At 70.8% G+C, this 11,730-nt stretch carries 8 protein-coding genes; 4 read left to right on the top strand and 4 right to left on the bottom strand.

Annotation, left to right across the window (positions count from 1 at the left end; translation table 11 throughout):
- Positions 1-46: 46 nt before the first annotated feature.
- Positions 47-2,212 carry a RecQ family ATP-dependent DNA helicase gene (locus tag MYK68_RS18495; RefSeq protein ID WP_247865201.1) on the bottom strand — a complete coding sequence of 722 codons (2,166 nt, stop codon included), beginning with the start codon at positions 2,210-2,212 and terminating at the stop codon, positions 47-49.
- 154 nt (positions 2,213-2,366) lie between these two features.
- On the opposite strand from MYK68_RS18495, the gene MYK68_RS18490 reads away from it, so the two are divergent.
- The 4 genes from MYK68_RS18490 to purD all read left to right on the top strand — a co-directional run bounded on the left by MYK68_RS18490 (position 2,367) and on the right by purD (position 8,514).
- Positions 2,367-3,632, top strand: a complete 1,266-nt coding sequence (locus MYK68_RS18490; RefSeq protein ID WP_247865200.1) for a bifunctional glycosyltransferase family 2/GtrA family protein — start codon at positions 2,367-2,369, stop codon at positions 3,630-3,632.
- Positions 3,629-5,815 carry an ArnT family glycosyltransferase gene (locus tag MYK68_RS18485; protein WP_247865199.1) on the top strand — a complete coding sequence of 729 codons (2,187 nt, stop codon included), beginning with the start codon at positions 3,629-3,631 and terminating at the stop codon, positions 5,813-5,815. Before MYK68_RS18490 ends, MYK68_RS18485 begins: the two co-directional genes overlap by 4 nt.
- A 228-nt stretch (positions 5,816-6,043) precedes the next feature.
- Positions 6,044-7,255 carry a low temperature requirement protein A gene (locus tag MYK68_RS18480; protein ID WP_247865198.1) on the top strand — a complete coding sequence of 404 codons (1,212 nt, stop codon included), beginning with the start codon at positions 6,044-6,046 and terminating at the stop codon, positions 7,253-7,255.
- A gap of 5 nt (positions 7,256-7,260) precedes the next feature.
- Positions 7,261-8,514, top strand: coding sequence for a phosphoribosylamine--glycine ligase (gene purD, locus MYK68_RS18475; RefSeq protein WP_247865197.1), 1,254 nt, complete (start codon positions 7,261-7,263; stop codon positions 8,512-8,514).
- A 171-nt stretch (positions 8,515-8,685) separates the two neighbouring features.
- Here purD and MYK68_RS18470 read toward each other — a convergent pair whose 3' ends face one another.
- The 3 genes from MYK68_RS18470 to MYK68_RS18460 form a co-directional block, all read right to left on the bottom strand.
- Positions 8,686-9,081, bottom strand: a complete 396-nt coding sequence (locus MYK68_RS18470; RefSeq protein ID WP_247865196.1) for a DUF302 domain-containing protein — start codon at positions 9,079-9,081, stop codon at positions 8,686-8,688.
- 42 nt (positions 9,082-9,123) lie between these two features.
- Positions 9,124-9,405: a metal-sensitive transcriptional regulator gene (locus tag MYK68_RS18465; RefSeq protein ID WP_247865195.1), complete on the bottom strand. Its 282-nt coding sequence runs from the start codon at positions 9,403-9,405 to the stop codon at positions 9,124-9,126.
- Positions 9,406-9,482: 77 nt separating this feature from the next.
- Positions 9,483-11,693, bottom strand: coding sequence for an MMPL family transporter (locus tag MYK68_RS18460; RefSeq protein WP_247865194.1), 2,211 nt, complete (start codon positions 11,691-11,693; stop codon positions 9,483-9,485).
- Between the last annotated feature and the right edge of the window lie 37 nt (positions 11,694-11,730).

Raw genomic sequence — 11,730 nt, 5'->3', positions numbered from 1 at the left:
AGTTCGCCCGCACCGTCCAGATCCGCACGATCGCGCGGCCGGGCCGTCAGACCGACTGGTGGATCAGCAGCGGCAGTACCGGTCCCGCGCCGGCCTCGCGGAGCGCCGCCGCGGCGAGAGCGATCGGCCAGGTCGAGGAGGTCTCGTCCACGACCAGCAGCACGCTCTCGCCGGTCCCGGCGGGCGGCTCGCCGAGCCGGTCGCGCCAGTGCGCCGCCTCGGCGGCGCCGTTGGCGTCCCGTCCCGGCCCGGGGCCCGGCTGCACCGGATAGTCGCCGCCGCCACGCCGGCCGACCGCCCGCAACCTCGCGGCGAGTTCGGTCGCCATACCGGTGCCGAGGTCGAGCCCACAGATCAGCTCCGGCCGGATCCCGGCCCGGCCCCACTGGGCCAGCACCTCGACCGCGGCCCGGGTCAGCTCGTCCCACGCCTGCTCGCGTGCGGCGGCGTCGCCGGAGCCCCGGATCGCCCGCAGGGTGTCCTCCCACTGCGGTGCATCGGCGAAGGCGAGCACCCGCCCGGTCTCGGCGAGCTGTCCGGCCGGGATCCGGCCGCGGGTACCGAAGACGCCGCCCGGCCACATCTTGCGCGGCTCCAGGACCTGCGCCTGCCGTCGCAGCGCCGCGGAGACCGTACCCAATGCTTCACGTGGAACGGTCTCGGTCAGCGGCGGCGTCAGGGCGCGGCGGCACACGCTGCAGCGCCCGCAATCGGCGGCGCGCGGATCGTCAAGGGCCTGGGTGAGCAGCTTCATCAGGCAGTCGCGGCCGCCGATGTAGCGGCGCATGATGTCGGCCTCACGCCGCCGCACGGCCAGGACCCCGGCGTAGTGCTCGGCGTCATACGACCAGCCCTGCCCGGTGCGGACCCAGCCGTCGGCGGTCCGTTCCACTGCGCCGTCGACCGCGAGCTGCTTGCACATCAACTCCACCCGCGTGCGCCGCATGCCGGTGAGCGCCTCCAACTGCGGCACGCTGACGGGACGGTCCTCGGCGGCCATCGCGGACAGCAGCCGTTCCATCCGCTGCGGGTCGGGGATGGTGGCGGTCGCGAAGTACTCCCACACGGCCTCGTCCATCGCCGACGCCAGCAGCACCACGACGGCCTCGTCGAGCGCACGGCCGGCACGACCCACCTGCTGGTAGTACGACACCGGTGACGGCGGTGCGCCCACGTGCACCACGAAGCCGAGATCGGGTTTGTCGAAACCCATCCCCAGCGCGGAGGTGGCGACCAGGGCCTTGACCCGGTTGGCGAGCAGATCGTCCTCCAGCCGGTGACGCTCGTCCGGCGGCAGCTGGCCGGTGTACGCGGCGACCGGATAGTCGTCGCCGTGCACCGCCCGGATCGCCGTCACCAGCCGGTCGGCGTCGGCGACGGTCAGCACGTAGACGATCCCCGAACCCGGCAGCGACGGCAGCTGGTCGGCCACCCAGCCGTACCGCTCGATCGGCGAGAGACCATCGATCACGTTGAGGTGCAACGACTTCCGGGCCAGTGGCCCGCGGAGCACCAGCGTCTCGGTACCGCCGCCCGATTGCAGTTGCTGCGCGACGTCGTGGGTCACCCGCTCGTTGGCGGTGGCCGTCGTGGCCAGCACCGAGGTCTGCGGATTGAGTCGCTGAAGGACGTCGGCGACGCGCCGGTAGTCGGGCCGGAAGTCGTGGCCCCAGTCGGAGATCGCGTGCGCCTCGTCGATCACCACCAGCCCGAGCCGCCCGGCGAGGGTGTCGAGCACGCGGCGGCCGAAGCCGGGATTGGCGAGTCGTTCCGGGGAGACCAGGAGAACGTCGAGCTCCCCGGCGGTCAGGTCGTGCTCGATCGCCGCCCAGTCGTCGACGTTCGACGAATTCAGCGTCGCCGCCCGCAGACCGGCCCGCGTGGCCGCCGCGACCTGGTCGCGCATCAACGACAGCAACGGTGACACGATCAGCGTCGGGCCACCGCCGGTCGGATTCGGCCCGCTCGCCGCGTTCCCGGCGCCGGCCTGCCTGATCACCGCCGTCGCCGCCCAGTACACCGCTGACTTGCCCCAGCCGGTCGCCTGCACCACCAGCGCGCGGGCGCCGGGCGTCGCCAGCGCGGCGACCGCCGTCTCCTGGTCGGGCCGCAGCCGGGCGTCGGGCCCGGCCAGGGCGGCGATCACCCGGCCGGCCACCTCCTGCTGGGCCGGATTCAGCTGGATCGGCCCCGCCATGCTCGACTCCGTCATGCCCCGAATCTATCGGTCACCGCCGACAACCAGGCGGCGTCGTCCACAGGCCCGCACGAGTGATGCCCGGTTGTCCACAGGCAGCTGAGCGCACACAGGAAGCTCCCAGCAACAGTCCAGGCGGGCTCCAGCGGCGTCGAACAGGCTCTGCACCATGACAACCACCATCGATCCCGAGCCGGCGGAGACGGAGCCCAAGGCGCCACCGCCACCGGTGCTCGACGTCGTCGTTCCCGTCTACAACGAGGAGCGCGACCTCGAACGCACGGTCCTGCGGCTGCGCGAGCATCTGGCCGCGCAGGTGCCGTACACCGCGCGCATCACCGTCGCCGACAACGCCAGCACCGACGCCACGCTGGCGATCGCGCAGCGGCTCACCGAGCGTTTCGACGGGCGCGACGGTGCCGCCGTCCGGGTGGTGCACCTCGACGAGAAGGGGCGTGGCCGGGCGCTCACCCGGGTGTGGGGGAGCAGCGACGCGCAGATCGTCGCCTACTGCGACGTGGACCTGTCGACCGATCTGAACGCGCTCATGCCGCTGATCGCGCCACTGATCTCCGGCCACTCGGACGTCGCGATCGGTACCCGGCTGAGCCGGTCGTCGCACGTGGTCCGGGGCGCCAAGCGCGAGTTCATCTCCCGCAGCTACAACCTGATCCTGCGGCTCGGCATGCGCGCGCACTTCTCCGACGCGCAGTGCGGCTTCAAGGCGATGCGCACCGACGTCGCCCGCGAACTGCTCCCGTACGTGGCCGACACCGGCTGGTTCTGGGACACCGAGATGCTGGTGCTCGCCGAACGGATCGGTCTGCGGATCGCGGAGGTCCCGGTCGACTGGGTCGACGACCCGGACAGCTCCGTCGACATCGTCGCCACCGCCGTCGCCGACCTCAAGGGCTGCGCCCGCGTCGGCTGGGCGCTGGCCGCCGGACGACTGCCGATCGATCAGCTGCGCCGCAATCTCGGCCGCGAACGCGACGACGGCCCCGACCTGCGCGGGGTGCCGACCGGCATGACCGGCCAGGTGATCCGCTTCGTCACCGTCGGCGTCGTCTCCACCGCCGCCTACGCGCTGCTGTATCTGCTGCTGCACGGCTACGTCGGCGCGCAGATCGCCAACTTCCTGGCGCTGGCGATCACCGCCGTGCTGAACACCGCGGCCAACCGGCGCTTCACCTTCGGCATCCGCGGCCGGTCCGGCATGGTCCGGCACCACGTGTTCGGCTGGGCCGTCTTCCTTTTCGGCTGGGCGGTGACCGCGGGGGCGCTCGCCGGCCTGCACGCCGGGATCCCGCACGCGAGCCGCGGCCTCGAACTGACCGTTCTCATCGTCGCCAACCTGGTGGCGACCGTCACCCGCTTCGTCGGACTCCGCTGGGTCTTCGTACGACGCAACCCGAACCTGGAGGTTCTTTCATGAGTACGACGATCGCTCCGCCGGCCCCGCCCGCCGAGCCGCCCGCCGCGGCGGAACCGGCGGGCAGCGCCGCGCCGCAGTCGAGTCCGCGGACCCTGCTGGTCGAGCGGCTGAGTCTCGGCGCACTCCTGGTCGGTACCCTGATCGCCTACCTGTGGAACCTGTCCGCCAACGGCTGGGCCAACTCGTTCTACACCGCCGCCATCCAGGCCGGCTCCAAGTCGTGGAAGGCGTGGTTCTTCGGGTCGTCGGACATGGCGAACTCGATCACCGTCGACAAGCCGCCCGCCTCGCTGTGGATTCCGGGGCTGTCGGTGCGGGTGTTCGGCCTCAACTCGTGGTCGGTGCTGGTGCCGCAGGTGCTGATGGGCGTGGCCACCGTCTGGCTGCTGTATGTGATCGTGAAGCGGTACTTCGGCCACTGGGCCGGGATCGGCGCGGGCCTGGTGCTCGCGCTGACGCCGGTCGCGGCCCTGATGTTCCGGTTCAACAACCCCGAGGCGCTGCTGCTGCTTCTGCTGACGGCCTCGGTGTGGGCGATCATGCGGGCGATCGACACCGGTAAATGGAAGTGGTTGATCTGGAGTGGCGTGGCCGTCGGCTTCGCCTTCCTCACCAAGCAGTTCGCCGCATTCCTGGTGCTGCCCGCGCTGGTGATCGCGTTCTTCGCCTTCGCTCCGGGCACCTGGCTGCGCCGGGTGGGGCAGTTGTTCGCGGCGCTCGGCGCGCTGATCGTCAGCGCCGGCTGGTGGATTCTCACCGTCGAACTGTGGCCGGCCGGCTCGCGGCCGTGGATCGGCGGCTCGCAGCACAACTCGATCCTGGAACTGACCTTCGGGTACAACGGCTTCGGCCGGCTCGACGGCAACGAGCGCGGATCGGTGGTGCCCGGTGGTGGGCACGGCGGGTCGTACGGGGCCGGTGGCATGTTCGGCGGTACCGGCGCCGAGGGCTTCCCCGGTGGCGGCTTCCCCGGTGGACGACGCGGCGGCGGCATGTGGGGGCAGGCCGGCTTCTGGCGGATGTTCCAGCCCGAGCAGGGCGGCCAGATCGCCTGGCTGATCCCGACCGCGCTGATCTTCGCGGTGGCCGCGCTGGTCCTGATCGGGCGTGCGCCGCGCACGGATCGCCGTCGTGCGTTCATCGTGCTCTCGGCGATCTGGATGCTCACCACGATGGTCGTGTTCAGCTACATGCAGGGCATCTTCCACAGCTACTACACCGCGGCGATCGCCCCCGCGCTCGCCGGCCTGGTGGCCGCGTCGGCCGCCGTCTGCTGGGGACAGCGAGACAAGCTGTGGGTGCGGCTGGTGCTGGCCGCCGGTGCGGCCACGGCCGCGATCTGGGGCTATGTGCTCCTGAACCGTGCGCCGGACTTCGTGCCGTGGCTGCGCTGGGTGGTGCTGGTGGTCGGCGTGCTCGCCGCCGTGGCGCTGATCGTCGTGCGCAAGGGTGTCGCCGGATACGCCGTCGCGGCGGCGGCGATCGTCGCCGCGCTGGCCGGCCCGGCCGCCTACACGTTCGACACGATCGGCACGCCCGCCGAGGGCTCGATCATCAGCGCGGGTCCGCGAGTGGCCGGCGGGTTCGGCCCCGGCGGCGGCCACATGCCCGGAATGCGCGGCGGCATGCCCGGTGGACGCGGCGGCTTCGGCGGCGGAAACGGTATGCCGAACGGCTTCCCTGGCGGCGCGGGGATGCCCGGCATGCCCGGCGGTACCGGGCAGCACGGCACGACGATGCCCGGCTTCGGCACGGGCCACCAGAGCGGCAGTCGCCGCGGCGGTGGCGGCGGCGGCCTGCTGATGGGCTCCAAGCCGAGCGAACAGGTGATCGCGACGCTGCGCACCGACGCCGACCGGTTCACCTGGGTGGCCGCGGCGGTCGGGTCCAACGAGGCCTCCGGGTACCAGATCGAATCCGGCTACTCGGTGATGCCGATCGGCGGATTCAACGGCACCGACCCGTCGCCGACGCTGGCGCAGTTCCAGAAGTACGTCGAGCAGCACAAGATCCACTACTTCATCGGCGGGAACAGCGAGTTCGGTGAGGGCTTCGGCGGCGGCTTCGGCGGCGGTGGCCGCTCCGGGACGTCGTCGGAGATCCGCGAGTGGGTCGAGGCGAACTTCACGCCGACCACGGTCGACGGGGTCACCCTGTACGACCTGACCGCTCCGAAGAAGTAGGCCATGTCTCCCAAATCTCTTTCCGGTCCTCGGCGTCCCGCTGAACGCCTGGCGGCGTTGTCGTCGGTCGGCATAGCGCCGCTATGCCTCCCTCCTCCGCCTTGCCAGCCGCCCAGCGGATCCACCGATGCCTACGGAGAAGATTTGAGAGACACGGCCTAACCGCCCGGTCGCGAACTCGCGGCTCCTGCGCTGGCACGCGCCTACGGCACCGATTACCGTAGGCGCGTGCCAGTGCGATCACAGCTGATGAAGATGACCGGCCGCGACCCTCATGAAGAGGGGCGCGCCGGCAGCAGCCTGGAGATCCTGTACGACCTGGTATTCGTGGTCGCCTTCTCGGTGGCCGGGGTGCAGCTGGCCGAGTACGCCGCCGAGGGACATTGGCTGCCCGCGATCGCCGGCTATCTGCTGACCACCTTCGCCACCATCTGGGCGTGGATCAACTTCGCCTGGTTCTCGTCGGCCTTCGACACCGACGACTGGTTCTACCGGCTGCTCACCCTGCTGCAGATGATCGGCGTCAGCATCATCGCGATCGGCATCCCGCCCGTCTTCTCGTCGATCCACGAGGGCGGTCACGTGGACGTGACCGTGCTGGTCATCGGCTACATCGTGATGCGGCTCGGGATGATCACCCAGTGGCTGCGGGCGGCGCTGCAGGCCCCGGACTACCGGCGGACCGCACTCGCCTACGCCCTGTTCACCGCGATCGCGCAGGTCGGTTGGGTGATCCTGATATTCCTGCCGACCGGGCTCTGGGCCACCCTGGCGATCGGGCTGGTGCTGGTCGGGGTGGAGATGGCCGGCCCGTTCGTCGCCGAGACGCGCATCCGGGCCACGCCGTGGAATCCCGAGCACATCGCCGAGCGCTACGCCACGCTGATGGTGATCACCCTCGGCGAAGGAGTGGTGGGCACCGTCGCGGTGCTGCAGGCGGTCGTCGGCCGGGAGGGCTGGAGTCACGAGACGGCGGTTCTCGGACTGGCCGCGATGGGCGTGACGTTCATGATGTGGTGGCTGTTCTTCCTGATGCCCAACGGTGCGATTCTGGCGCGGCGCCCGGAGAAGTGCTTCGGATTCGGCTACGGCTATCTGCCGCTGTTCATGGCGTGCGCGGCCGTCGGCGGCGGCCTGCACGTGGTGGCGTTGTGGATCGAGCGGCACGCGACCATCGGCCCGGTCGCGGTCGTGGCGACCACGGCGGTTCCGCTGGCGGTGTTCTGCCTGGGGCTGATCGGGATCCACGGATGGCTGGTCGGCGGACATCGGGTGCTGTGGCCGATGGGTATCGGTGCGACGGCGCCGATCGTGCTGGGTCTGGTGCTCGCGGCGGTGGGAGCACCGGTGTTGGTGGGCACGGTGGTGGTGTGCCTGGCGCCACTGATACCGGTGGTGATCGCCGAGGTCGCGACCGACGAGAGCGATGCCCTAGGCTGACCTGCGTGCGAGTACTCGTGATCGGCTCGGGCGGCCGCGAACACGCCCTCCTCCTCGGTCTGGACCGCGACCCTTCGGTGACGCAGCTGCACGCGGCACCGGGTAACGCCGGCACCGCCGCGGTGGCCGTCAACCACCCGGTCGACGTCGCGTCACCGGAGGAGGTCGTCGGGCTGGCCCGTTCCGTCGAGGCGGATCTGGTGGTTATCGGACCCGAGGTGCCGCTGGTCCACGGCGTCGCCGATGCGCTGCGTGACGCCGGTTTCGCGACCTTCGGTCCGGGTGCCGCCGCCGCCCAGATCGAGGGCTCCAAGGCCTTCGCCAAGGACGTCATGGCCGCCGCCGGGGTGCGCACCGCACGCGCCGAGGTGGTCGACGAGCTGGCCGGGCTTGACGCCGCGCTCGACCGTTTCGGCCCCACCTGGGTGGTCAAGGACGACGGTCTCGCCGCCGGTAAGGGCGTCGTGGTGACGCCGGATCGCGCCGCCGCCCGCGCTCACGCCGCGGACTGCCTGGAGCACGGTCATCCGGTGCTGCTGGAGAGCTTCCTGTCCGGCCCGGAGGTCTCGCTGTTCTGCCTGGTCGACGGCGACACCGTGGTGCCGCTGCTGCCGGCCCAGGATCACAAGCGCGTCGGCGACGGCGATCAGGGCCCCAACACCGGCGGCATGGGCGCGTACACGCCGCTGCCGTGGCTGCCGCCCGAGATGGTCCAGCGGATCGTCGACGAGGTGGTGGCCCCGGTCGCCGCCGAACTCGTCCGGCGCGGGACCCCGTTCTCCGGTCTCCTCTACGCGGGTCTGGCGATCGACGACGAGGGGCCGGCCGTCGTCGAGTTCAACTGCCGCTTCGGTGACCCGGAGACCCAGGCCGTGCTCGACCTGCTCGAATCCCCCCTCGGCGAGGCCCTGAACGCCGTCGCCACCGGCACTCTCGCCGACCTGGCGCCGCTGCGCTGGTACGACGGCAGCGCGGTGGTGGTCGTACTGGCTGCCGAGAACTACCCGGGCACCCCGCGCACCGGCGACGCCATCACCGGCGCGGACGGCGAGGGGATCCTGCACGCGGGCACCAAGCTCGGCGCCGACGGCGAGGTGCTCTCGGCCGGCGGCCGCGTGCTGTCGGTGGTCGGCCGCGGCCCCGATCTGGCCGCCGCTCGCGCGCAGGCATACCAGCGGCTCGCCGCCGTCACGCTCCCCGGTTCACACTTCCGCACCGACATCGGCCTCGCCGCCGAGGAGGGCCGGATCTCGCTGTAGGCGAGCGGTGCCGCGCGGACGAGCCTGGCACCGTGCCCGGGGCGTCGTGCCAGGCTGTCCCGACTGTGGCGTAGACGAGGCGACTCGCGGCCGGATCCGGGATCTCCCCAGGTCATGCGCACGGCCGGAACATCTACGCCACAGTAGGGACAGCTGTCCGCCGAGATACGGTCAGAGGGCGTCGATCACGGCCTGCAGCCGGGTCGTCACCTCGTCGGCGACCTCCGCCAGCGCCGGATTGTCGTCCACGACGGTCACCATGATCTGCGGGTTCATCGCCTCCACCAGCACGCGGCCGGCCTCGGCGGGATCCTGCCGGACCACCACGTTGCAGGGCAGCAGCAGCCCGATCTGCTTCTCCGCACTCACTGCGCGGTGCGCCATCGGGGGGTTGCAGGCGCCGAGGATGAGGTAGTCCTCCATATCGACGTCGATCTTGTTCTTCAGCGTGGCCGACATGTCGATCTCGGTGAGCACGCCGAAACCCTGTTCGGCGAGGGCGGCGCGGACGCGGCCGGCCACCTCGGGAACGGTGCCGGGGACCGCGGTGGAGAGGGCGATCTGCATGGGGTTCTCCTTACATTTCCGGAAGGTGGGGGTCGGCGCGTGTCAGGCCAGCGCCAGGAACAGCTTCTCCAGCTGGTCCACGTTGAGGCTCTCGCCGGTCTTCTCGCCGTCGGGCCGCTCGTCCTCGGCGAGGCACTCGCGCAGGCCGGTGGCGACGATCTTGAATCCGGCGCGGTCGAGCGCCCGGGACACCGCGGCGAGCTGCGTCACCACGTCCTTGCAGTCCCGGCCGTCCTCGATCATGTTGATGACGCCGGCCAGTTGTCCGTGCGCCCGGCGCAGGCGGTTGATGATGGTGGCGGTGGCCTCGTCGTCGCCGATCATGGTGAGTCCTTTCGTTCGTCTCCCGCATTCTATGCCCGCCGGGGTATCGACGGTGGGAGCGTCGTTCGCCGACGGTCTCAATGCTTGAAGCTGATCTTCGGCAGCAGCCGATCCAGCCATCGCGGGCTCCACCAGGCGCCGTGCCCGGAGATCCGGAGAATGGCAGGCAGCAGGATCAGGCGGATCAGGAGCGCGTCGAGCAGCACCGCGACACCGAGGATGATGCCCATCTCCTTCGGCGGCAGCGGATCGGCGAGGGCGAACGAGAAGAACACGGCCACCATCACCGCGGCGGCGGCGAAGATGATCCGGCCCGAGTAGGCCATCGCGTCGACCTGGGCCTGGTGCGGGTCGTCGTGGTGTTCGTAGTGCTCCTTGGCGGTGGCCAGCAGGAACACCGTGTAGTCCATCGCGATCGCGAAGATCATCGCGAAGAAGAACACCGGGCCCCAGCCGTTCAGGAAGCCCTGCGGCTGGAAGCCGAGCAGGCTGGCGCCGATGCCGTCACCGAAGATCAGCTTGGCGACGCCGAACGCGGCCGCGGTCGACAGCAGGCTGACGACGGTGCCGAGCAGCGCGATCACCGGTGCGCGCAGGGCGACCAGCAGGAGCAGGAAGCCCAGCGCCAGGATGGTTCCGGCCACCCGGGGGAACCAGGTGTTCAGCGCGTCCTGCAGGTCGAGGTTCTCCGCGGACGGGCCGCCGACGATCGCACCGTCCGGCATGGCCCGCCGCAGCGAGTGCAGAGTGCCGCGCATCGAGGGGTCCGACGGATCGGCCTTCGGCACGGCCTGGATCATCACCAGGCCGGAGTCGTCGGCGGCGGGTGCGGCGGGCATCACCATGGCGATCCCGGGGTTCTTCGCCGCGACGGACGACGCCTGCGCCGCCTCGTCGGCCGGGGCGATGACGGTCAGCATGCCCGGCACGCCGGGCCCCATCTCCTGGGCGATGATCTCGTAGCCCTGGCGGACCGGGGCGTCCTGGGGGACCACCGCGATCGACGGCATGGCGACCTTGAGCCCGAAGACGGGCGCGGCGAGGGCGACCAGGATGCCGATGGCGATGACGGCCGGTCCCCACGGGTGGCGGTGCAGGAAGTGTCCCCACTTGGTGAACAGCGGTGACGCGCCGTGGTGGCCCTTGGACCAGGGGAGCGAGCCGGCGTTCACCTTGCCGCCGAGTGCGGCCAGGGTGGCGGGCAGCAGGGTGAGGCTCGCCGCGAGGACGAAGACCACGGCCAGCATGATGCCGACCGCCATGGTCCGGACCGACGGCGCGGGCACCATCAGCACCGCGGACAGACTGACCAGAACGGTGAGCCCGGACAGCAGGATCGCTTTGCCCGCGGTGTCCATCGTCTCCGAGGTCGCACGGACCGCGGCACGTCTCTTGCCTGCGTCGTCGAGCCCGTCCGGTTCCTGCAGCGCGTAGGCCGCGCGGAACCGCGCGACCATGAAGAGCGCGTAGTCGATGCCCAGGGCCAGAGCGAACATCATGGCGAAGTTCATCGCCCACACCGAGATCGGCGTGACCATGTTGAGCAGCACCAGCGCACCCGCCGACGCGACCAGACCCGCCAGCGTCAGCAGCAGCGGAAGTCCGGCGGCGACGATGGAACCGAAGGCGACGATCATGATGGCCAGCGTCAGCGGCCACGAGAACATCTCGGCCTTCATCATCGCGTCGTGGTTGGCCTTGTTGAAGTCGCTCCACAGCGCCGACGAGCCGGTCGGATAGACGTCGATCTCGTCGCGGGAGAGCGCGGTGATCTCCTTCTTGTGGTCGTCGACGGCCTTCACCATCTCGTCGGTGTTCGCGTTCGCGCCGATGATCGCGATGGCGGTGCGCCCGTCCGGACTCACGGTCATGCCGGGCTGCGGCGGGATCACCGACGCGAAGCGGTCGTCGGCGTGGGCGATCCGGTCGAGCCCGGCGAGGATCTGGGACTCTCCGGTCTGGTTCAGCGGCCCGGACTCGGAATGCAGGACGACTTGGATCGCCGCCGAGGAGTTGCCGCCGAAGTGTTCCTGGGCGAGTTCGCGGACGTGGACCGACTCGGAACCGTTCGCCTGCCAGCCGGCTCCGGCCAGCGACGAGAACACCGACGGTGCCGCCGCGCCGAGGCCGATCACCAGGATCGCCCAGATGCCGAAGACCCACCGGCGATGGGTCGCGGCCCAGGTGCCGAGCCGGGCGAGGGGGCCGGGGCCGGTTGTGGTGGCTGTGGTGCCGGACTGTTCGTCGGGGGTGTCGCCGGCCGGGGCCGGCGGAACGTCGATGCTCATGCGATGACCTTTCGTAATACCCATGGGGGTATATGAC

Source organism: Gordonia sp. PP30 (genome assembly GCF_023100845.1).
Taxonomy (GTDB): Bacteria; Actinomycetota; Actinomycetes; order Mycobacteriales; family Mycobacteriaceae; genus Gordonia.
Note: the sequence above shows the minus strand (reverse complement) of the source record. Positions and strands in the feature narration are given on the sequence as shown.

Excerpts from the sequence above, each read along its gene's own strand:
- MYK68_RS18495 (WP_247865201.1), bottom strand. The coding sequence starts at position 2,212 with ATGACGGAGTCGAGCATGGCGGGGCCGATCCAGCTGAATCCGGCCCAG.
- MYK68_RS18490 (WP_247865200.1), top strand. The coding sequence starts at position 2,367 with ATGACAACCACCATCGATCCCGAGCCGGCGGAGACGGAGCCCAAGGCG.
- MYK68_RS18485 (WP_247865199.1), top strand. The coding sequence starts at position 3,629 with ATGAGTACGACGATCGCTCCGCCGGCCCCGCCCGCCGAGCCGCCCGCC.
- MYK68_RS18470 (WP_247865196.1), bottom strand. The coding sequence starts at position 9,081 with ATGCAGATCGCCCTCTCCACCGCGGTCCCCGGCACCGTTCCCGAGGTG.
- MYK68_RS18465 (WP_247865195.1), bottom strand. The coding sequence starts at position 9,405 with ATGATCGGCGACGACGAGGCCACCGCCACCATCATCAACCGCCTGCGC.
- MYK68_RS18460 (WP_247865194.1), bottom strand. The coding sequence starts at position 11,693 with ATGAGCATCGACGTTCCGCCGGCCCCGGCCGGCGACACCCCCGACGAA.